This window comes from Catenuloplanes indicus (genome assembly GCF_030813715.1).
Lineage (GTDB): Bacteria > Actinomycetota > Actinomycetes > Mycobacteriales > Micromonosporaceae > Catenuloplanes > Catenuloplanes indicus.
The window spans coordinates 6,852,294-6,872,286 of the sequence record NZ_JAUSUZ010000001.1; the positions used below are offsets into that span (position 1 = coordinate 6,852,294).

At 72.8% G+C, this 19,993-nt stretch carries 19 protein-coding genes; 8 read left to right on the forward strand and 11 right to left on the reverse strand.

The window, feature by feature from the left end; all coding sequences use genetic code 11:
- The first annotated feature begins 156 nt into the window (after positions 1-156).
- A complete protein-coding gene (locus J2S42_RS31120; protein WP_307244848.1) occupies positions 157-2,007 on the forward strand; it encodes an AMP-dependent synthetase/ligase in 1,851 nt (616 codons plus the stop codon).
- Here J2S42_RS31120 and J2S42_RS31125 read toward each other — a convergent pair.
- The 4 genes from J2S42_RS31125 to J2S42_RS31140 form a co-directional block, all read right to left on the reverse strand.
- Positions 1,983-2,873 (reverse strand): oxygenase MpaB family protein, encoded by an 891-nt coding sequence (locus J2S42_RS31125; protein ID WP_307244849.1) that lies wholly within the window; start codon positions 2,871-2,873, stop codon positions 1,983-1,985. The two genes, J2S42_RS31120 and J2S42_RS31125, sit on opposite strands and share 25 nt — an antisense overlap.
- 69 nt (positions 2,874-2,942) lie before the next feature.
- Positions 2,943-3,875 (reverse strand): P1 family peptidase, encoded by a 933-nt coding sequence (locus J2S42_RS31130; RefSeq protein ID WP_307244851.1) that lies wholly within the window; start codon positions 3,873-3,875, stop codon positions 2,943-2,945.
- A gap of 61 nt (positions 3,876-3,936) precedes the next feature.
- On the reverse strand, positions 3,937-5,070 hold the full coding sequence (locus J2S42_RS31135) for an acyl-CoA dehydrogenase family protein (protein WP_307244853.1): 1,134 nt from the start codon (positions 5,068-5,070) through the stop codon (positions 3,937-3,939).
- 67 nt (positions 5,071-5,137) lie between these two features.
- Entirely contained in the window at positions 5,138-6,202 is a 1,065-nt protein-coding gene (locus J2S42_RS31140) for a CaiB/BaiF CoA transferase family protein (protein ID WP_307244855.1), read from the reverse strand.
- A 26-nt stretch (positions 6,203-6,228) separates the two neighbouring features.
- Between J2S42_RS31140 and J2S42_RS31145 the strand changes: the two genes are divergently transcribed.
- From J2S42_RS31145 to J2S42_RS31155, 3 genes are all read left to right on the forward strand, one after another.
- Positions 6,229-6,858, forward strand: coding sequence for a GntR family transcriptional regulator (locus J2S42_RS31145; protein ID WP_307244857.1), 630 nt, complete (start codon positions 6,229-6,231; stop codon positions 6,856-6,858).
- Between the two features lie 381 nt (positions 6,859-7,239).
- Positions 7,240-7,932 carry a dienelactone hydrolase family protein gene (locus J2S42_RS31150; RefSeq protein WP_307244859.1) on the forward strand — a complete coding sequence of 231 codons (693 nt, stop codon included), beginning with the start codon at positions 7,240-7,242 and terminating at the stop codon, positions 7,930-7,932.
- 3 nt (positions 7,933-7,935) lie between these two features.
- Positions 7,936-8,583: a phosphoribosyltransferase gene (locus tag J2S42_RS31155; protein ID WP_307244860.1), complete on the forward strand. Its 648-nt coding sequence runs from the start codon at positions 7,936-7,938 to the stop codon at positions 8,581-8,583.
- 24 nt (positions 8,584-8,607) lie between these two features.
- Here J2S42_RS31155 and J2S42_RS31160 read toward each other — a convergent pair whose 3' ends face one another.
- Entirely contained in the window at positions 8,608-10,533 is a 1,926-nt protein-coding gene (locus tag J2S42_RS31160) for an ATP-binding protein (protein ID WP_307244862.1), read from the reverse strand.
- A 70-nt stretch (positions 10,534-10,603) separates the two neighbouring features.
- Positions 10,604-11,428 (reverse strand): class I SAM-dependent methyltransferase, encoded by an 825-nt coding sequence (locus J2S42_RS31165; RefSeq protein WP_307244864.1) that lies wholly within the window; start codon positions 11,426-11,428, stop codon positions 10,604-10,606.
- Positions 11,429-11,518: 90 nt separating this feature from the next.
- On the opposite strand from J2S42_RS31165, the gene J2S42_RS31170 reads away from it, so the two are divergent.
- On the forward strand, positions 11,519-12,094 hold the full coding sequence (locus J2S42_RS31170; RefSeq protein WP_307244865.1) for a DUF305 domain-containing protein: 576 nt from the start codon (positions 11,519-11,521) through the stop codon (positions 12,092-12,094).
- On the opposite strand, the gene J2S42_RS31175 is transcribed toward J2S42_RS31170, so the two are convergent.
- The 5 genes from J2S42_RS31175 to J2S42_RS31195 all read right to left on the reverse strand — a co-directional run bounded on the left by J2S42_RS31175 (position 12,091) and on the right by J2S42_RS31195 (position 16,517).
- Positions 12,091-12,564: an aminoacyl-tRNA deacylase gene (locus J2S42_RS31175; RefSeq protein ID WP_307244867.1), complete on the reverse strand. Its 474-nt coding sequence runs from the start codon at positions 12,562-12,564 to the stop codon at positions 12,091-12,093. The genes J2S42_RS31170 and J2S42_RS31175 overlap by 4 nt on opposite strands.
- Positions 12,565-12,885: 321 nt before the next feature.
- On the reverse strand, positions 12,886-13,152 hold the full coding sequence (locus J2S42_RS31180; RefSeq protein WP_307244868.1) for a hypothetical protein: 267 nt from the start codon (positions 13,150-13,152) through the stop codon (positions 12,886-12,888).
- A gap of 203 nt (positions 13,153-13,355) precedes the next feature.
- Positions 13,356-14,432: an alcohol dehydrogenase catalytic domain-containing protein gene (locus tag J2S42_RS31185; RefSeq protein ID WP_307244870.1), complete on the reverse strand. Its 1,077-nt coding sequence runs from the start codon at positions 14,430-14,432 to the stop codon at positions 13,356-13,358.
- The gene (locus J2S42_RS31190) at positions 14,429-15,835 is read right to left on the reverse strand and encodes an aldehyde dehydrogenase family protein (protein WP_307244872.1); all 1,407 of its coding nucleotides are present in this window, start codon (positions 15,833-15,835) and stop codon (positions 14,429-14,431) included. The genes J2S42_RS31185 and J2S42_RS31190 overlap by 4 nt, the downstream gene beginning before the upstream one ends.
- A gap of 34 nt (positions 15,836-15,869) precedes the next feature.
- Positions 15,870-16,517 (reverse strand): TetR/AcrR family transcriptional regulator, encoded by a 648-nt coding sequence (locus tag J2S42_RS31195; protein WP_307244874.1) that lies wholly within the window; start codon positions 16,515-16,517, stop codon positions 15,870-15,872.
- Between the two features lie 63 nt (positions 16,518-16,580).
- Between J2S42_RS31195 and J2S42_RS31200 the strand changes: the two genes are divergently transcribed.
- From J2S42_RS31200 to J2S42_RS31210, 3 genes are read left to right on the forward strand one after another with little or no spacing between them, the layout of a single operon-like run.
- Positions 16,581-17,720, forward strand: a complete 1,140-nt coding sequence (locus J2S42_RS31200; protein ID WP_307244876.1) for an acyl-CoA dehydrogenase family protein — start codon at positions 16,581-16,583, stop codon at positions 17,718-17,720.
- Positions 17,721-17,739: 19 nt separating this feature from the next.
- Positions 17,740-18,909: an acyl-CoA dehydrogenase family protein gene (locus J2S42_RS31205; protein ID WP_307244879.1), complete on the forward strand. Its 1,170-nt coding sequence runs from the start codon at positions 17,740-17,742 to the stop codon at positions 18,907-18,909.
- Positions 18,910-18,950: 41 nt separating this feature from the next.
- Positions 18,951-19,931, forward strand: a complete 981-nt coding sequence (locus J2S42_RS31210; RefSeq protein WP_307244881.1) for an NAD-dependent epimerase/dehydratase family protein — start codon at positions 18,951-18,953, stop codon at positions 19,929-19,931.
- Positions 19,932-19,993: the final 62 nt, after the last annotated feature.

The window sequence follows — 19,993 nt, forward strand, 5'->3', positions numbered from 1 at the left end:
TAATCCCGGTTCGCGCATCCGGGCAGCGGCATCCAGACCGATCGAGCGGAATCGCTTCCCTCCGAAGTTAACCGCCGTTTACAGTCTCGGCATGAACGACGCACCCCCGTCCGCCACCGCGACGCCGGCCCGCCCGGACCGGCGAAGGGAGCCGTCATGTCCACTGCCTCCACCGATCGCGCCGCCCGCTGCGCCGAGGCCGCGCGCGGTCTGACCGTTCCGCTGCTGCTGCACCGCAACGCCACCGAGTTCGGTGACCTGCCCGCGCTGACCGCGCTCGGCGCGGACGACGACACGCTCACCTGGTCGGCGCTGCGCGACCGGGTCACCCACGCCGCCCGCGGTCTCTCCGCGCTCGGCCTCGACAGCGGCGACCGCATGCTGATCAACATGTCGAGCCGGCCCGAGCACTGGCTCCTCGACCTCGCCGCCGTCCACGTCGGCGCGATCCCGTCCACGGTGTACGCCACGCTCAGCCCCGGCCAGCTGCGCTACCTCGCCGAGCACAGCGGCGCCGGGATCGTGGTGCTGGAGGGCGAGGCCGAGCTGGCCCGGTGGGCGCCGATCCTGGCCGGGGTGCCCACGATCCGCCACGTGGTCACGGTCTCCGGCCAGGGCTCCGGCGACGGGCGCGTGGTGACGCTGGCGGAGCTGGAGTCCACCGGCGCGGCCGCGCACCGGGCCGATCCGGGCGCGTTCGAGAAACGCTGGCGCGAGGTGCCGCCGGAGGCGCCGGTCACGATGCTCTACACGTCCGGCACCACCGGGGACCCGAAGGGCGTGGTGCTCACTCACCGCAACGTGGCCCACCAGTGTGTGCTGATCGAGGACACGGTGAAGACGCCGGACCACTCGCGATCGCTGGCATACCTGCCGCTGGCGCACATCGCGGAGCGGGTGCTCGGCATCTACTACCCGCTCTACCGGGCCAACCACGTCACCATCTGCCCCGACCAGAGGCAGCTGCTCGCCGCGCTGACCGCGGTCCGGCCGATCTCGTTCTTCGGCGTGCCGCGCGTGTGGGAGAAGATGGCGGCCGGTGTGCAGGCGCGGATCGCCGCGGCCGACGAGCGGGTCCGGGCCGCGTTCGACGCGGCCAGCACCGCGGCGCTGGAGAGCTACCGGCTGCGCGCGGCCGGCTCGCCGGTCCCGCCGGAGCTCGCCGCGCGGGTCGCCGCGCTGGACGAGGCCGTGCTGCGCCCGCTGCGTACCGGGCTCGGCCTGGAGAACCTGGTCTGGCCGGGCAGCGGCGCCGCGCCGATCCCGGTGTCCACGCTGCTCTACCTGGCCGGGCTCGGCATCGACGTGTTCGAGGTGTGGGGGATGACCGAGACCACCGGCTCCTGCACGATCAACACACCGGAGGCGTTCCGCACCGGCAGCGTCGGCCGGGTGCTGCCCGGCATGGAGCTGCGCGTCGCCGGTGACGGCGAGATCCTGGTGCGCGGCCCGCTGGTCTGCTCCGGGTACCTCACGGCCGGCGGCGGCGTGGAGCCGATCACGGACGCGGACGGCTGGCTGGCCACCGGCGACGTCGGCGTGCTCGATGACGACGGATTCCTGACGATCACCGACCGGAAGAAGGAGCTGATCATCAACTCCGGTGGGAAGAACATCTCACCGGCGCGGATCGAGTCGCTGCTGCGCGCCCACCCGCTGATCGGCCAGGCCGTGGCGATCGGCGACCGGCGGCCGTACGTGACCGCGCTGATCGTGCTGGACGAGGAGATCGCGCCGATGTGGGCCCGCGGCAAAGGCCTGCCGGACACCTCGATCGCGGCGCTGGCCACCGACCCGCTGCTGCACGCGGAGATCACCGGAGCGGTCGACGCGGCCAACGCCGAACTGTCCCGGCCGGAGCAGGTCAAGGCGTTCCGGATCATGCCGACGCCGTGGACGCCGGAGACCGGCGAACTCACCCCGACGCTCAAGCTACGCCGCCGGATCGTCGCTCAGCAGCACGCGGCGGCGATCGACGCGCTCTACGACACGCCGTCCGCCACCTGACCTCGGCCGGTCGTCGGCTGCTGCCGTTCGCCGCGGCCGGCGAGCGTCGTCGTGATCAGTGCCGCGATCCGGCCGCCCGCGATGCGCAGTGGCGGCGGGACGACGGCCATGGTGCCGCACACGACCGTGGCGAAGCGGCGCAGGCGGCGCTCCTGCGCCGCGGACCAGGTGAGGCCGAGACGGTCGCGCAGCACCTCGGGCAGCGCGCCGACCAGCACCAGGTACGCGAGCCGCCCGGCGGCGGCACCGACCGGGCGCCACACGAAGGAGGGGATCACGGCCAGCGGCTTCTTCAGGTGACGGACACTGTCGATCACGTCCCACACCGCGCGGTTGTCCTCCAGGCGGTGCCGGACGCGCTCGTCGTAGTACGCGCGGAAGCTCGCCCAGTCCGCGGGCAGGTGGTGCTCGCGCAGCCCGAGCAGCAGGCCGACCTGGCGCATGTCCGCGTAGTACGCGGCGATCTGCGCGTCGGTGAGCGGGTGGCCGAAGGTGCGGTGCGCGTCCACGCCGCCCTGGACGAGCGTGGCGTGCACCCACAGGTACGCCTCCGGGTGGAGCGCGTGGTAGCGACGGCCCTGGTCGTCGACGCCCTTGATGGTCTCGTGCAGCCGGCGCAGGCGGGCGGCCTCCCGCTCGGCGCCGCGCTGCCCGCCGTAGATGACTGTGGAGAGCGACAGGTAGGTGCGGACCAGACGCTGCCATGGCTCGTCCCGGTAGTTCGAGTGCTGCAGCACGCCCGCGCCCACCACCGGGTGCGCCACCTGGAGCACCAGCAGCGACGGCCCGAGCAGCATGTTCCGGGCGTCGCCGAAGTACCGCCAGACCACCGACCCGCGCCGCGGCGCCCGGCCCTCCGCCCGCATACCCGTCCCCTCTCTCCGCCGTCCCCTCATGCATACCTCGCCCGGCCGGCCGGGACCGGCCGCGCCGGGTCAGTCCCGGTGCGGCGCGACCGCGTCGCGGATCGCGGCGGCGACGACGCCGATCGTGGTGGCGCGGACGGTGTCGAGGTCGCCGTCGCCGGCCGGGGCGGCGGTGCCGGTGGCGAGGGCGACCACCGCGTCCCCGTCGAAGCGGGTGTGCGACGGGTGCAGGGCGCGGGCCATGCCGTCGTGGCCGCTCTGCGCGACCAGCAGGCACTCGCTCTTGCTGAGCGCCGCGTCCGTGACGACCACGACCAGCGTGGTGTTCTCCCGCCCGGACCCGAACGGCCGTTCCGCGCCGCCGGTGGCCGGGGTGCCGTGGCCCGGCGCGGTGCGCACCGGCGAGCCGTCCGGGCCGATGACCACGCCGAGCGCGTTGACCACGGCGAACGCGGTCACCAGGGCGCCACCGGCATCACGCGCGGACGCGGCGCCGAACCCGCCGGGATCCTGCCGGCCGAGCCACCGCCCGCTCATCGCGCCCGCGCCGGCACCGACCCGGCCGACGCGGAGCGCGCCGCCCGGCGCCAGCGCGTCCAGGAGCGCGGCACGCCCCGCGGCGGCGTCCGGTGGCGTGGCGGCCACGGACGCGTCGAAGACGGACATGCCGACCACGATCGGGACCGGGCCGTGCGCGGTCGGGAAGCCCTCGCCGCGGTCGCGCAGCGCCCGCATCACGCCGTCGCCGGCGGCCAGGCCGAACGCGGAGCCGCCGGAGAGCACCACGGCGTCCACCCGGCCGACCATCCGTTCCGGGCTCAGCAGCGCGAACTCCCGGGTCGCGGGCGCCCCACCGCGCACCTCGCCGGAGCCGACCGTGCCGGCCGGCGGCAGCACGACGGTGACGCCCGTGCCGTCGCCGGTCCAGTGCCCGACGCGCACCCCGGCCGGCACCTCGACCGGCGCGGGAGAGTCGGTGACCTCGTGCGGACCGGTATGCATGAGGCGATCGTAGGCCCGCCGATCATGGCTCTCGTCGCTCCCGGGCCGGTGACGCCCGTTCTCACAACCCGAGCGACCGGCCGATGACCTCCTTCATGATCTCGGTCGTGCCGCCGTAGATGGTCTGCACGCGCGAGTCGAGATAGGCGCGGGCGACCGGGTACTCGCGCATGTATCCGTACCCTCCGTGCAACTGCAGGCAGCGGTCGACGACACGCTGCTGAAGTTCCGTCGTCCACCACTTCGCCATCGCGGCGTCGGCCGGGCTCAGGTCCGGTTCGACCAGGCAGCGGTCGACGAACACCCGGCCGAGCCGCAGTTCGGTGGCGAGTTCGGCGAGCACGAAACGGCTGTGCTGGAACCGCCCGATCGGTCGGCCGAACGCCTCCCGGTCCCGGCAGTAGTCCAGCGTGATCCGGAAGATCTCCTCGGCCGCGGCCATCGCGGCGACCGCGATGGAGAGACGTTCCGCGGGCAGGTTCCGCATCAGGTACGCGAAGCCCATGCCCGGCTCGCCGAGCACGTTGGCCGCGGGCACCCGCACGTCCTGGAAGAACAGCTCCGCGGTGTCCTGCGCGTGCTGCCCGATCTTGTCGAGCGTGCGCCCGCGGGTGAAGCCGTCCATGCCGCGCTCGACCACGAGCAGGCTGATCCCGTGGCTGCCGGCGTCCGGGTCGGTGCGCGCCGCCACGATCACCAGGTCGGAGATGATGCCGTTGCTGATGAACGTCTTCTGCCCGTTGAGGATCCAGTCGTCGCCGTCGCGGACCGCGGTGGTGCGCATGCCCTGCAGGTCGCTGCCCGCGCCCGGCTCGGTCATCGCGATCGCCGTGATGATCTCCCCGGTGCAGAACCCGGGCAGCCAGCGTGCCCTCTGGGCGTCGGTGGCCAGCGACGTCAGGTACGGCCCCACGATGTCGTTGTGCAGCGGGAACGCCGGCCCGGTCGCACCGGCGCGGGCCAGTTCCTCCGCCAGGATCGCGTGGTAGCGGAGGTCGGTGACGCCGGCGCCGCCGTACGCCGCGGGCACGAAGAAGCCGAGCAGCCCGGCACGCCCGGCCGCGGTCCACACCGCGCGGTCGACGATCCGGTCCTGCTCCCACCGCGCGTGGTGCGGCACGATCTCCTTGGCCACGAACGACGACACCAGCGACCGGAACGCCGCGTGGTCCTCCGTGAAGATGTCCCGCTTCACGACACCAGCTCCTTCACCTGAACGATCAGCGTCCGCCGGCCCGGTCAGGGCGACGTCCCGATTCGCATCACGCCTCCCAGTCGGCCAGTACGTCGGTGGTGTGCGCGCCGGGCAGCGCCGGTGGCCGGCGCAGCGATGCCGGGGTGGCGGAGAAGCGCGGCGCCGGGGCCGGCTGCGGCACGCCGTCCCGGTTCGCGAACGTGCCGCGGGCCACCAGATGCGGGTCACGTGTCGCCTCGGCGAGCGAGAGCACCGGCGCCACGCACGCGTCGCTGCCCGCGAAGACCTTCACCCATTCGTCCCGGGTACGGCCGGCGAACGCGTTGCTGATCTCCTCGCGCAGGCCGGGGCCGTCAGAGACGCCCAGCAGGCCGATGAACTCCGCGAAGAACCTCGGCTCCAGCGCGCCGACCGCCATGTGCCGGCCGTCCGCGGTCTCGTACACGTCGTAGCGCGCGGCGCCGGTGTCCAGCAGGTTCACGCCGCGTTCGTCCCGCCACGCACCGGCCGCGAGCAGGCCGTGCAGCATCGTGGTCAGATGCGCGGCGCCGTCCACGATCGCCGCGTCCACCACCTGGCCGCGGCCGGAGCGCAGCGCCGCGAGCACGCCGATCACCAGGTACAGCGAGCCGCCGGCGAAGTCGCCGAGCAGGTTCACCGGCACCTGCGGCGGCCCGCCGGCCCGGCCGATCGGGTGCAGCGCGCCGGACAGCGCCAGGTAGCCGATGTCGTGCCCGGCCGTGTGCGCGAGCGGGCCGTCCTGCCCCCAGCCGGTCATCCGGCCGTAGACCAGCAGCGGGTTGCGCGCCAGCACCGGCTCCGGGCCGACGCCGAGCCGTTCCGCGACGCCCGGCCGCCAGCCCTCGATCAGCACGTCCGCGCGGGCGGCCAGCCGCAGCACCAGGCCGACGCCGTCCGGCGTCTTCAGATCCGCGAGGACCGAGCGTTTGCCGCGGTTGAGCAGGTCGTGTGCCGGGTCCCCGGCGAGCGGCGAGCCGGGGCCGGGGCGGTCGACGCGCACCACGTCCGCACCGAGGTCGGCCAGCAGCATCGCCGCGAACGGCGCCGGCCCGATCCCGGCCAGCTCGACCACCCTGAGCCCGTGCAACGGTCCTGCCACGCGTACCCCCATATACTGATATTTGGTAATGTAAGTGGATGCTGGCTGAGGAAGTGGCGACCGCGCTGCGCGCCCGGATCATGTCCGGTGAGCTGCGGCCCGGCGACCGGATCCGGCTCGAGGAGGTCGCCTCGCAGCTCGGCGTCAGCATCACGCCGGTCCGCGAGGCGCTGCTGCACCTGCGCGGTGAGGACATGGTGGAGCTGGAGCCGCGCAAGGGCTACGTGGTGGCGCCGCTGTCCCGCCAGGACATTCGCGACGTCTTCCAGCTCCAGGGCGACATCGCCGGTGAGCTGGCCGCGCGCGTCGCGGCCCGGGTCACCGACGGGCAGCTCGCGCAGCTGCGCCTGATGGACCGTGCGCTGGCCCGCTCCCGGAAGGCCGGTGAGATCGAGACGCTGGAGTTCGACTTCCATCGCGCGGTCAACCGGATCACGGAGGCGCGCAAGCTCAGCTGGTTCCTGCACACGGCCACGCGCTACACACCGGCCCGCTTCTATTCCGCCGACCCGGGCTGGCGAGCCGGCATGCGCGAGGACCACGAGGCGCTGCTGGCCGCGTTCGCCGCGCACGATCCGGGGGCGGCGCGCACCGTGATGCGGCGGCACTTCGTCGACGGCGCGGACCGGCTGGTCAAGCACCTCGACGAGCTCGGCATCTGGTCCTGACATGCCTCTCCCGATCGGGAACACGTACCGCCAGATTTGATATTTGATATTTTACTTTCATTGTCAATACCCTGTTGATAATGCATATGCGTGGCAATAGGTATCGATCTTTAAGGGCTGGGCGATGAGCAGCAGGCAATCGCCGAGGCGGGCCGCGCGTCCGTGATGCCGTGCTCCGGCACCGCATCGCCGACCTGGCCACCGGTAGACGGGTGCACCCGTCTACCGGTCCACCGCACCGCCGCACCGGTCGACCGCGACCCCGCGCGTGCTGCCCCGACGGTCTACGGCGACATCACCGGCAAGACCCACGGACTTTGACGTTTATCCCCACACCCGTCGGGTACGCCTACGTATCCGCTGCTCAGAGGGGTGGTAGTCATGGGTCTGCAGACGCTCGCGACCGGCATCGACACCGCCGGCGTGCACCTCGCCGCCGACATCGTGATGCCGGCCGAGGCGATCGGCGTGGTCCTGTTCGCACACGGCAGCGGCAGCTCCCGGCACAGCCCGCGCAACACCGTCGTCGCGGAGGAACTGCACCGCCACCGGCTCGGCACGATCCTGCCCGACCTGCTCACCTGGGACGAGGCCGCCGAGGACGCGCGCGACCACCACCTGCGCTTCGACATCGGGCTGCTCGCCGACCGGCTGATCGGCGTGATCGACTGGATCCACGCGCAGGACTGGCGACGCGGCCAGCCCTACCAGGGCAACCACGAGCCGAACGTACCGCCGGCGATCGGGCTCTTCGGCGCCAGCACCGGCGCCGCGGCCGCGCTGGTCGCCGCGGCCGCCCGCCCCGACGCGGTCCGCGCGGTCGTCTCCCGCGGCGGCCGCCCCGACCTGGCCGGCCCCGCGCTGGTCCAGGTGGCCGCGCCGACGCTGCTCGTCGTGGGCGAGCACGACCCGGACGTGATGGCGCTCAACCGGGACGCCCGCGCGCAGCTCACCACGCGCTCCGACCTGCTGATGATCCCCGGCGCCACCCATCTCTTCGAGGAGGAGGGCACGCTGGAGCAGGTCTCGTCCGCGGCCGCGGCCTGGTTCGCGGACCACCTGCGAAAGGGTTGACCGATGCGGTTCACCGACCGTGCCGACGCCGCCCGCCGGCTTGCCGGTGCGGTCGCCGACCATCTCGCCACGCTGCCGCCCGGCCGGCCACTCGTGCTGGGCCTGCCGCGCGGCGGCGTGCCGATGGCCGCGCTCGTCGCCCGGCAGGTGGACGGCGACCTGGACGTCACGGTCGCCCGGAAGATCGGCGCGCCTGGTCACCCGGAGTTCGGCATCGGCGCGGTCGCGGCCTCCGGCGAACCGATCTTCGACCTCCGCTCGCTCGACCGGCTCGGCCTGAGCCCGGCCGACCTCGCCGCGGACGTGGACCGGGAACGCACGGAGGCGCGCCGCCGCCTCGTTGCCTACCGCGGCACGCACCCGCCGCCGCAGGCCGGTGGCCGCATCGTGATCGTGGTCGACGACGGCCTGGCCACCGGCGTCACCGCCCGCGCCGCGGTGCGTGCACTGCGCGCCGCCGGTCCGGCACACCTCGCGCTGGCCGTGCCGGTGTGCACGCCGGAGGCACGGGAGCTGCTCGCCGCGGAGACGGACGCGGTGCTCTGCCTGCACTGCCCGCCCGACTTCCGCGCGGTCGGCGCGTACTACGACGACTTCGCCCAGCTGACCGACGCGGACGTGCACGCCGCGCTCTCCGCCGCGGCGAGGTGACGGGCGGACAAGGCCCGCAGGTCTTCAGATCAGCGCGGGGGTCAGCGCGACCGGCAGGCTGATCGTCACGTGGGTGCCCTGGTCGAGTTCGGAGACCAGCGTGATGTCGCCGCCGTGCCCCTCGACGATGCTGCGGGTGATGGCGAGACCGAGGCCGGAGCCCTGGATCGCCTGTTCGCTGGCGTTCGCGGCGCGGTAGAAGCGGCGGAACAGGTTCGCCTGGTCCTCGCGCGGGATGCCCATGCCGGTGTCGCTGACGGTGATCTCGACGTGGTCGGGGCGGGAGCTCGGTACGGCGCAGCGGATCGTGACGTGGCCGGGGCCCGGGGTGAACTTGATGGCGTTGGAGAGCAGGTGCAGGAGCGCGCGTTCGAGCAGCTCCGGGTCGCCGGCCACGTGGGCGTCGCGGGCGCGGTTGTCGACGGTGAAGGACAGGTTCGCGGCGGTGGCCATCGGGGCGAGCGAGGTGGTCGCGAGGTCGACCACGCTGGCTATGCGGACCGGGCGCTTCTCCAGTTCGGAGCTGGCGGCCTCGACCTGGGAGAGCGTGAGCAGGTCCTCGACCAGGTTGAGCAGGCGGCGCGCGTTGCGGTCGACGACGCCGAGCATGCGCTGCTGCGCGGGCGGGATCGCGGTCATGTCGTCCTGGATCGCCTCCAGGTAGCCCTGGATGCTGGTCAGCGGCGTGCGCAGCTCGTGCGAGATGGTGGAGACGAACTCGTCCTTGTGCCGGTCCAGCGCCTGCAGCTCGGCCACGACGGCGCGCTGCTGCGCGTGGAGCGCGGCGTGGTGCAGCGCGCGGTTGAGGTCCTCGACGACCAGGTCGAGCAGCTGCCGGTCGTCGTCGGTGGTCTCCCGGCGCGGGTCCAGCTCGACGCTGATCACGCCGCGCGCCTCGTCGGTGACGCCGACCGGGCGGCTCAGGTCCTTGCCGGGCGCGGCCCGGTCGAGCAGCATCGGCTCCAGGCCCGCGCGGTGCCACTGCGCCGCGCGGGGCAGGCCGCCGCCGAGACGGATCCAGACCCGGTCGGCGTGCATGGCGACGCCGAGGCGGTCCACCACCTCCTGGAGGATCACGTCGGTCTCCAGCGCGTCGCCGATCGCGCCGCCGATCGCGCGGGCCAGCGCGCGCGTCTCCAGCTGCTGCTGTTGCAGGCGGCGCAGCCGGTCGCTCTCCTCCGCGAGCGTGTTCAGCGACAGGCCGGCCTCACGCAACTCGGCCGGGCCGGACACCCGGGCACGGGCGCCGTGCTCGGCCGCGGCCAACCGGCGCAGCGTGCGGGTCAGGTCGGTCAGCGGCATGCCGATGCCGCGAACCACGCGGACCGCCAGTACCAGCACGAACGCGACGCTGACCATGGACAGGACGACCGTGGTGGCGTCCGCGACCGGGACCAGCCGGCCGATCGTGCGGACCACCTGGGCCTGCTTGCCGGCCAGCCACGCCTCGGCCTCGCGGTGCGCGGCGCGGAACCGATCGCTCCACTGCTTGCCGACCGCGTCCCAGGCCGTGCTGACGGCCGCGGGCCCGCCGGGGCCGGCCGCGATCGGCGCCGCGAACTCGGTGAGCCAGCGGTCGCCCAGCGTGCGTTCGGTCTCCAGCAGCCGGCGCAGTGTCGGGTCGCCGGTGTGGCCGAGCGCCTCCTCCAGCGCGGGTCCGAAATCGGCCGCGCCCCGGTGGTACGCGTCCAGAAAGCGCGCGTCCGCGGTCAGCTGGTAGCCACGGATGCCGGTCTCCGCGTCGGTCAGCGCCTGCAGCGCACGGGTGTTCGCGGCACCGGCCGGATAGATCGACTCGGTGAGGATGCGTGCGGACGCGGTCAGCTGGCCGATCATGGCCCACCGCACCACGCCGGCGGCCAGCAGGAATACGGTCAGGAAGGTGAAGCCGACGATGAGCTGCCGGACCGCGGAACCACGCGGAGCATCACGCCACCATGCTGCGCGCATCTCTCTCCAGTCGTCGCGGTTCCCTGCGGATCCATACGGCGGCTGTGCACCGAACCTGAGTTTTTGCCGCTCAGCCCGCGACGGCCTGCAGCGTGTACGTCAGCGGCAGCCGCTCCGGCCGCTCCGTGAGCCGCCACTCGCCCCGCGCGTCCTGGTGCATCTTCCCGGGAAGTGCCTCCCACGGTACGGAGTCGTGCTCGACCAGCCCGGTGATCCGCATCCCGGCGTCCAGGACCGCGCTGACGATCTCGCCGAGGCCGTGGTTCCAGCTGTGCGTGGTGGTGTTCGTCAGCTTCCGGCCGCCGGTGTCGACGTAGGTCTCGTCCTCCTCCCAGACCAGCGGCTCCGGCGTCTCGAAGTAGGGCAGATCAACCACCAGTCGTGCACCCGCGATCCGCTCGTCGATCGCCCACATCATCGGGTGTCCCTCGCGGATGAACAGCCGGCCGCCGGGCCGCAGCAGCCCGGCCACGGTCCACGCCCAGCGCCGGATGTCGGGCAGCCAGCCGATCGCCCCGATCCCGGTGTAGACCAGGTCGAACCGGGCGCCGCCGAGCACGTCGACCGCGCCGTAGACGTCCGACTCGACGAACTCCACGGACGCGCCCGCACGCGCGGCGAGCCGCCGTGCCTCGGTCAGCGACGCGGGGGAGAAGTCCAGGCCGGTCATCCGCGCGCCGAGCCGGGCCAGCGAGATCGTGTCGGTGCCGATGTGGCACTGCAGGTGCACCGCGTCCAGGCCGTCGACGTCGCCGAGCCGCGGCCGGTCGAACCGCACGACGTCGCTCAGGAACGCCGGGTCGTCCACGAACCGGTCCGTGCGGTACCCGCTCACGTGCAGGCCCGCGCGCTCGTCCCAGTTCCGCCGGTTGATGTCCAGGTAGTCGCTGCTCACGGCGGAAGGCTAACGTCCGGCGGTCTGGTCCTCGAACGAAATTCGCAGTAGGTTGACATGCTCCGGGAGCGCTCGCCAGACTGTGCCCCGATGAGAGCGCTCTCTATGGCGCCGTGGACGGCGCTCGTCGTACCGGTGCTGGCTCTGGCCGTGGGATGTTCCGGCCCGGCGCCGGTCCCGGCCCCGGCGCCGCCGCCCAGCGTGGCGGCAACGGCCGAGACCACCTTCAACGGTACGGACGTCGCCTGGATCCAGTTGATGATCCCGATGACCGAGCAGCTGGTGCCGCTGCTGGACATCGCGGCCGCGCGCGCCGGTGAGCAGCCGCTGCGCGACCTCGCGGCCCGGCTGCGCGACACGCACCGCGCGGAGGCCGGCGAGCTGCGCGCGCTGCTGGCCCGCACCGGCCTGCCGGACGTGAACCCGCACGAGGGCCACAACATGCCCGGCATGGTCACGCCGGACGAGGTCACCGCGCTCGCCCAGGCGCAGGGCGCCGCGTTCGACGAGGGCTTCACCACGTCGCTGCGCGACTATCTGGCCCAGGTCGCGATGGTCTCCGGCAGCGAGAGCGAGGTCGGCGCGGACCCGCAGACCACCGCGCTGGCCGCCCGGATCGCCGCGGACCGGGCGAAGGACCTGGCCGAGCTGGAGAAGACCGGCTAGCGTGCCGGCTCCGGGTCGGTCACGTCCGCGACCGTGGCGGTCAGGGCCGCGATCGCGTCGTCCGCGGCCAGCGACAGCGCGGTGCCGTGCGCGCCGCCGCCGAGCGAGATCCGGCGGCCGGCGATCCGCTCGTCCGCGATCACCGGCCAGGCCGTGGTGGCGCCGAACGGCGTGATCGTGCCGCGCTCGTACCCGGTGGCGTCCTTCGCGGTCCCGGCGTCCGGCATGGAGAGGCGGCTGACGCCGAGCAGCGTCCGCAGCTTCGGCCAGGAGATCACCCGGCCGCCCGGGACCAGCACGAACAGGTAGTCGTCGACGCCGCGCCGGACCACGATCGTCTTCACGATGTCGCGGACCTCGGCGTTGCGCGCGGCCGCGGCCTCGGCGAGGCTCCGGACCGGCCCGTGCGTCACGACCTCGTGGGCGATGCCGGCGGCGGCGACCGCACGCGTGGCTGGGGTGTCGCTCATGACAGAGATCAAACCATTGATGCCACGGTACGGTTCCCGGCAGTGGCGGATGTCGCCATCCGGAACCTGGTCCGCGCTTTCCGCGTCTCTTCCTGTGCCGGTCGGCCGATCGGCACGGACCTCGAGGGAGGCGGAATGCAGCCTTACGCCGATGCACCGGAGAGTCGTTCGTGGAGGGCGCCGGTGGTGCCCGCGCGCCGCGACGGCGAGATGCCGTCCGTGGGGATCAATCCCCGGCCGCCGAAGCGCACCGACCGGAAGAAGCGGTCATGAAGCGAGCCCGGCCCCCGGCGCCGTGAACGGCCCGAGGGCGCCGGGCTCTCATCGTGCGATCGCCGCCGCCTGCCGTAGTGCGGTGATCTCCGGATAGGCCACCGCGAGCGTGTCGCGCACCCAGAGCATCCGCCGGACGGCGGTCTCCGGGTCGTCGCCGAACTCGGCCGCCATCACGGCGGCACAGCCCTCACTGCCGAGGCGCAGGATCATCCGGGTCACCTCGGCCTGGACCACCTCGCACGTGGGGCGCTGCGACGGCTGCAGGTGGGAGACGAAGAGCGCCTCCGCAGCCAGATCGTCAACTGTTGTCATCACCATGTCCCCGCTGCTAGCTCCATCTTCTTCCAACGTAGCACTGTTGTGATCTACCTAACTCCCAACTACGTACCGCATCGGCGGACAACGGGTACGTCGACCGGCTGTCTGATCCATCGCCCGAACGGTCATTTCCTGAAATAGCCCCAAAAAACCGGGCGACGCGGGAATTCCAGGCGGGGTTCGTTTTGTGGACAGGACTATGGCGTGATCACGGTGCGGGCGCCCTCGCCGCGACTCATCCGGGCGAACGCGGCGGGCGCGTCGTCCAGCGTGGCGTGGTGCGTGACAAGCGGCCGCAGGTCCAGCGAACCGTCCAGCACCGCGGCCGCGAGCCGGGGAATCTCCACGTCGAAGTCGGCCGTACCGTAGACGCAGCCGCGCAGCGTCCGGCCGGAGTGGAACAGCTCGAGCGCGGAGAGCTCCACGATGTCCGACCGTGCGCCCATGCCGACCACGACGACCCGGCCGCCCCGGCGCGCACCGCGGTACGCGGCCCGGATCGTCGCGGCCCGGCCCACGCACTCGACCACCACGTCCGCACCGCGCCCGCCGGTCAGCCCGCGCAGCGCCCGGCTCAGCGTGCCGTCCGAGACCAGAAAGTCCGTCGCACCGGCGGCCAGCGCCAGCTTCTCCTTCTCCGGGGACACGTCGACCGCCACGATCGGGCGGGCCCCGGCCGCGCGCGCGGCGCCGACCACGGACAGGCCGACGCCGCCCAGGCCGATCACCGCCACGGACTCGCCGGACCGGACGCCCGCGGTGTTGCGTATCGCGCCGAAGCCGGTCAGCACCGCGCAGCCGAGCAGCGCCGCGTCCGCGAACGACAGCTCGCCCGGTACCGGCACGGCGGCCCGCGCGGGGATGACCACGCGGGTGGCCAGCGCGCCCAGGCCCAGCGTGACGTGCAGCGGCGTGCCGTCCGGCAGCGCGCCGCGTGGCGTGGACGGGGCACCGGCGGTCTCGCACAGCCATGGCTCGCCGTGCGTGCAGTGCCAGCACGCCCGGCACGGCGGCGCCCAGTTCAGCACCACCCGGTCGCCGGCGCGCATGCGGTCGACGTCCGCCCCCACCGCGACCACGGTGCCGGCCGCCTCGTGGCCGAGGACCAGCGGGAACGACGGCGCGAGCGTGCCGTTGACCATGGACAGGTCGGAGTGGCAGACGCCGGCCGCGCCGATCTCCACCTCGATCTCGCCGTCGCCGGGCGGATCGAGGTGGAACTCCTCCACGGTCAGCTCGGCGCCGCGTGCGATCAGGCCGCGGGCCGCGATCACCGCTGGATGGCCTTGGTCTCGAGGAACTCGTGCAGGCCGTGCACGCCCAGCTCGCGGCCGAGGCCGGAGCGCTTGTAGCCGCCGAACGGCGCGACCGGGTTGAACCGGCCGCCGTTGATGTCGACCTGCCCGGTGCGCATCCGGCGGGCGACCCGCAGCGCACGCTCCTCGTCGCCGGACCAGACGCCGCCGGCCAGCCCGTACCGCGAGTTGTTCGCGATCGCGACCGCCTCGTCGTCGTCCGCGAACGGGATGATCGACAGCACCGGGCCGAAGATCTCCTCCTGGGCCACGGTGGCGTCCGGCGTCACGTCGGCCAGCACGGTCGGCGCCACGAAATGACCGCGCTCCGGGACGGTCGCGTCCAGGCCGCCGGTGGTGAGCCGGGCACCCTCGGCGAGCCCTTTCGCCACGTACCCCCGGACCCGGTTCTTCTGGCTCTGCGAACTGAGTGGGCCGAGCCGCGTACCCGCGGCGAAGGGGTCGCCCAGCGGGTACGCCGAGGCGGCGGCCGTGGCCAGCTCGACCGCGTCCGGGTAGAGCGAGCGGTGCACCAGCATGCGCGTCCAGGCGGTGCAGGTCTGACCGGAGTTGAGGAACGCGTTGCCGACGCCGACCTTGACCGCCTTCGTCAGGTCCGCGTCGGCGAGGATCACGTTGGCGGACTTGCCGCCCAGCTCCAGCGCCACCCGGGCGATCCGGTCCGCGGCCAGGTGGCTGATCCGCGCGCCGACCGCGGTCGAGCCGGTGAACGAGACCATGTCCACGTCCGGGTGGACCGCGAGCGCCTCGCCGACCACCGGGCCGGTGCCGGTGACCAGGTTGACCACGCCCGGTGGCAGGCCGGCCGCGTCGATCGCGTCGAAGAGCAGGTACGCCACCAGCGGCGTGATCTCGCTCGGCTTGAGCACCACGGTGCAGCCGGCGGCCAGCGCGGGCGCGAGCTTCGCGACCACCTGATGCAGCGGATAGTTCCACGGCGTGATCGCGCCGACCACGCCGATCGGCTCGCGCACCACGGTGGAGTTGCCGATCGTCTCCTCCGGCAGCGGCCGCGCGGCCAGATCGGCGTAACTGCGCAGCACCGCCAGCGGCAGCCCGGCCTGCACCGCGGTCGCCACCTTCAGCGGCGTGCCCAGCTCGCGTGCGATCGTGCGGGCGATCTCGTCGGCCCGGCCGGCCAGCACGGTGTGCAGCTTGTCCAGGTGCGCGGCGCGCTCGGCCGGGTCCGCGGCCGACCAGGCCGGGAACGCGCGCCGGGCCGCGGCCACCGCGCGGTCGACGTCCTCGGCGGTGCCGGCCGGGACGTGGTCGATGATCGTCTCGTGGGTCGGGTCCTCGACCGGGATCGTGTCCCGGCCGGCCGGTGCGACCCATCCGCCGTCGATGTAGAAGCGGTCCATGGTGTGCCCCTTCGTCGGTGAAGAGATCATAAAACTAGCGCCGCAAGTTTTCACCGTACCGGAACTGCTCGTAGGTGCGCGTCAGCCCGTCGATCAACGCGTCCAGGCCGAGCGTGAACGCGCCCTCGTCCACGCTGCGCTGGTGTTCCGCCAGCCGGTGCGCCTGGGTGAGGTGCGGGTAGTCCTCCGCGTAGAGTGCCGGGTCCTCGACGAAACCGCGCGCGAACGAGCCGAGCGCGGACCCGGCCACCAGGTAGCGCATCAGTGCGCCGATGTGCGTGGCGCGCGCCGGTGGCCAGCCCGCGCGGACCAGCCCGCCGTAGACCGCGTCCGCCATCCGCAGCGCGGCCGGCCGCCGGCCCGGGCCACGGGCCATGTGCGGCACGATGTTCGGGTGCGCGGCCAGTGCGGACCGGTAGGCGTGGCCCCACGTCCGCAGTGCCTCCGGCCAGGGCTTCCGCGCGAAGGCCGAGGTGTCGACGTGCTCGATGATGGAGTCGGCGACCGCGTCCAGGATCTCGTCCTTGGTGGCGAAGTGGTTGTACAGCGACGGGCCGCGCACGCCCAGCTCGGCCGCGAGTCGCCGGGTGGAGACCGCCTCCAGGCCCTCGCCGTCGATCAGCGCGGTCGCGGCCTCGATGATCCGATCGCGGCTGAGGAGGGCTTGCTTCGGCCTCGGCATGTCACTCCCTTTACTTCACAAAACTAACGGCGCTAGTTTAAGCGTGACGGAGGGACATGCGCCATGGATCTTGCACTCTCACCCGAAAAGGACGCGGTGCGCGAGCTGGCCGCGCGCTTCGCCGACCGGGAACTGCTGCCGCACGCGGCCGAGTGGGACCGCCGGGAGGCCCTCGACCTCGGCATCGTCAAGCAGCTCGGTGACCTGGGCTTCCTCGGCCTGACCATCCCTTCGGCCGAGGGCGGGTCGGACGGTGATCACCTGGCGTACTGCCTGGTCCTGGAGGAACTCGGGCGTGGCGACTCGGCGGTCCGCGGCGTGCTCTCCGTCTCGCTCGGCCTCGTGGCGAAAACCATCAGCGGGTACGGGACACCGGCGCAGAAGTCCGAGTGGCTGCCCCGGCTGTGCGCGGGGGAGGTGCTGGGCTGTTTCGCGCTGACCGAGCCAGGGACCGGCTCGGACGCGGGCTCGCTGGCCACCCGCGCGGTGCCCGACGGCACGGACTGGCTGATCAGCGGCGAGAAGACCTTCATCACCAACGGTACGTGGGCCGACGTCGCGCTCGTCTTCGCGCGCACCGACGCCGGCGTGACCGCGTTCCTCGTACCCACGGATGCCCCTGGTTTCTCCCGGCATGAGATCAAGGGGAAGCTGGGGCTGCGAGCGCAGGCCACGGCGTCGCTGTCGTTCGATGCCGTGCGCGTGCCGTCGACCGCGGTGGTCGGCCAGCTCGGCAAGGGATTCCGGATCGCGATGTCCGCGCTGGCGAAGGGCCGCATGTCGGTGGCCGCCGGATGCGTCGGCATCGCGCAGGGCTGCCTGGACGCTGCGGTGTCCTATGCGGGCTCGCGCACCCAGTTCGGGAAGCCGATCGCGGGTCACCAGCTCGTGCAGCAACTGCTGTCGTCCATCGCGGTGGACACGGCGGCGGCGCGTCTTCTGACCTGGCGGGTGGCGGATCTGATCGACCGTGGCGAGCCGTTCGCCACCGAGTCGTCGATGGCGAAACTGTTCGCCAGCGAGGCTGCGGTGCGGTGCGCGAACGACGCGCTCCAGGTGTTCGGCGGCTACGGATACATCGACGAATACCCGGTCGGCAAGTATCTGCGCGACGCGCGGGTCATGACGCTCTACGAAGGCACCAGCCAGATCCAGCAACTCATCATCGGCCGGGCGCTGACCGGCATCAACGCTATCTCGTGATTTCGGCGGAGGGATTCCCGTGGACTTCTCACTGAGCGACGAGGAAAAGGCGATCCGGGAGACGGTTCGCAGTTTCGTGGAGAAGGAGGTGATGCCGCTGGAGGACACGGTGCTGCGCCGGGAACGCGCACACCAGCCCGGACTGACGCTGGAGGAACTGCGCGAGTTGCAGCAGAAGGCGCGCGCGTTCGGCTTCTGGGGCCTGGCCACGCCGGAGGAGTACGGCGGAATGGACCTGCCGGCCGTGATGCAGTCGCTGATCTGGACCGAGATCGGGCGCACCGTCGTGCCGTTCCGGTTCGGCGGCGAGGCGGACAACATCCTGTTCTACGCGTCCGCGGAGCAGAAGGAGGAGTTCCTGCTGCCGACGATCGAGGGCAAGCGGATCTCGTGCTTCGCGATCACCGAGCCGGGCGCCGGGTCGGACGCGGCGAACATCCGGATGTCCGCGCGCCAGGACGGCGACGACTGGATCCTCAACGGCGAGAAGACGTTCATCACGAACGGCAACGAGGCCGACTTCGCGATCGTGGTCGCGGTGACCGACCCCGCCCTCGGCGCGCGGAAGGGCGGCGCGACCGCGTTCCTGGTCGACCGCGCGATGGGATGGCGGTCCGAGTTCATCCAGACGATGGGCGAGGGCGGGCCGGCGTCGCTGATCTTCGAGGACGTGCGGGTGCCGTCCAGGAACATCCTCGGCACCGTGGGCCAGGGCTTCGAGCTGGGCATGCAGTGGATCGGCAAGGGGCGGTACACGATCCCGTCGCACGCGATCGGCATCGCGGAACGCGCGCTGGAGATGGCGCTGGCGCACGCGCGCACCCGGGAGACGTTCGGCCGGGTGATCGGCGAGAACCAGGCGATCCAGTGGATGATCGCGGACTCCGAGGTGGAGCTGGAGGCCGCGCGCATGCTGGTGCTGCGGGCCGCGTGGACCGTGGACGCCGGGCGGGACCCGCGGCACGCGTCGTCGATGGCGAAGCTCTACGGCGCCGCCATGGTCAACAACGTGGTGGACCGGGTGCTGCAGATCCACGGCGGTATGGGTTACACCCGGGAACTGCCGATCGAGCGCTGGTACCGGCAGGTGCGGCTCTACCGGATCTTCGAGGGCACGGACGAGATGCAGCGGCTGATCATCTCCCGGGACCTGCTGCGCGGGTACACGAAGATCGGCCTTCTGCTGTAGGCAGAGTGTGCACCGGTGCCCGGTCGGGCAGTCTGTCCGGCATGAGGCTGCTGGTGCTGGGCGGGACCGAGTTCGTGGGCCGGGCCGTGGTGGAGGCCGCGGTCGCGCGCGGGTGGTGGGTGACCGTGCTCAACCGCGGCCGCAACACGGTGACGCAGTCCGGGGTGGTGTCGCTGCGGGGAGATCGGCTCGCCCCGGACGGGCTCGCCGCACTGGACGGGTTGTCGTTCGACGCGGTGGTGGACACGTGGAGCTGGGCGCCCTCCGCGGTGGCCACCGCCGCGTCCACGGTCTCCGCCGGCGCGTACGCGTACATCTCCAGCCGTTCCGTCTACGCCTGGCCCGCCGCGGCCGGTGCGACCGAGTCCGCGCCCCTGGTCCCGCCGTCCGACGACGTCGCGGACTACGCGGGCGTCAAGCGGGCCGGTGAGCTGGCCGCATCGTCGGTGTTCGGCGACCGGGCACTGCTGGTGCGCGCCGGGTTGATCCTCGGGCCGTACGAGAACATCGGCCGGCTGCCCTGGTGGCTGCGGCGCGTCGTGCGCGGTGGCGAGGTGCTGGCGCCCGGACCGGCGTCGCTGCCGTTGCAGTACATCGACGCCCGGGACCTGGCCGAGTGGACGCTGGACGCGCTCGCGGCCGGGCTCGGCGGACCGTTCAACCTGGTCGGTCCGGCCGGGCACGCCACCATGTCGTCGCTGCTGTCCGCCTGCATCGAGGCCACCGGCGCGGACGCCGTACTGCGCTGGGCGGAGCCGTCCGTGCTCCTGGACGCGGGTGTGGAACCCTGGACCGACCTGCCGATCTGGATGCCGCCGGGCGAGATGCACGACGCGATGCACACCTCCGACGTCTCCCGCGCGGTCGCGGCCGGTCTCCGCCCGCGCCCCCTGATCGACACGGTCACCGACACCTGGTCCTGGCTGGCGTCGATCGGCGGCGTCGCGCCGCAGCGGGCGGATCGGCCCCCGGTCGGCCTCGACCCGGAGCTCGAGGCCACGCTCCTGGCGAAGCTGCGCTGATGCCGGCCGTGAGATCGGTGAGCGGTTCCGGGACCGCCGATGCGGGTGCCGGCGGTTCCCGG

Excerpts from the sequence above, each read along its gene's own strand:
- J2S42_RS31120 (WP_307244848.1), top strand. The coding sequence starts at position 157 with ATGTCCACTGCCTCCACCGATCGCGCCGCCCGCTGCGCCGAGGCCGCG.
- J2S42_RS31125 (WP_307244849.1), bottom strand. The coding sequence starts at position 2,873 with ATGCGGGCGGAGGGCCGGGCGCCGCGGCGCGGGTCGGTGGTCTGGCGG.
- J2S42_RS31130 (WP_307244851.1), bottom strand. The coding sequence starts at position 3,875 with ATGCATACCGGTCCGCACGAGGTCACCGACTCTCCCGCGCCGGTCGAG.
- J2S42_RS31140 (WP_307244855.1), bottom strand. The coding sequence starts at position 6,202 with ATGGGGGTACGCGTGGCAGGACCGTTGCACGGGCTCAGGGTGGTCGAG.
- J2S42_RS31145 (WP_307244857.1), top strand. The coding sequence starts at position 6,229 with ATGCTGGCTGAGGAAGTGGCGACCGCGCTGCGCGCCCGGATCATGTCC.
- J2S42_RS31150 (WP_307244859.1), top strand. The coding sequence starts at position 7,240 with ATGGGTCTGCAGACGCTCGCGACCGGCATCGACACCGCCGGCGTGCAC.
- J2S42_RS31155 (WP_307244860.1), top strand. The coding sequence starts at position 7,936 with ATGCGGTTCACCGACCGTGCCGACGCCGCCCGCCGGCTTGCCGGTGCG.
- J2S42_RS31160 (WP_307244862.1), bottom strand. The coding sequence starts at position 10,533 with ATGCGCGCAGCATGGTGGCGTGATGCTCCGCGTGGTTCCGCGGTCCGG.
- J2S42_RS31170 (WP_307244865.1), top strand. The coding sequence starts at position 11,519 with ATGAGAGCGCTCTCTATGGCGCCGTGGACGGCGCTCGTCGTACCGGTG.
- J2S42_RS31175 (WP_307244867.1), bottom strand. The coding sequence starts at position 12,564 with ATGAGCGACACCCCAGCCACGCGTGCGGTCGCCGCCGCCGGCATCGCC.
- J2S42_RS31180 (WP_307244868.1), bottom strand. The coding sequence starts at position 13,152 with ATGACAACAGTTGACGATCTGGCTGCGGAGGCGCTCTTCGTCTCCCAC.
- J2S42_RS31190 (WP_307244872.1), bottom strand. The coding sequence starts at position 15,835 with ATGGACCGCTTCTACATCGACGGCGGATGGGTCGCACCGGCCGGCCGG.
- J2S42_RS31195 (WP_307244874.1), bottom strand. The coding sequence starts at position 16,517 with ATGCCGAGGCCGAAGCAAGCCCTCCTCAGCCGCGATCGGATCATCGAG.
- J2S42_RS31200 (WP_307244876.1), top strand. The coding sequence starts at position 16,581 with ATGGATCTTGCACTCTCACCCGAAAAGGACGCGGTGCGCGAGCTGGCC.
- J2S42_RS31210 (WP_307244881.1), top strand. The coding sequence starts at position 18,951 with ATGAGGCTGCTGGTGCTGGGCGGGACCGAGTTCGTGGGCCGGGCCGTG.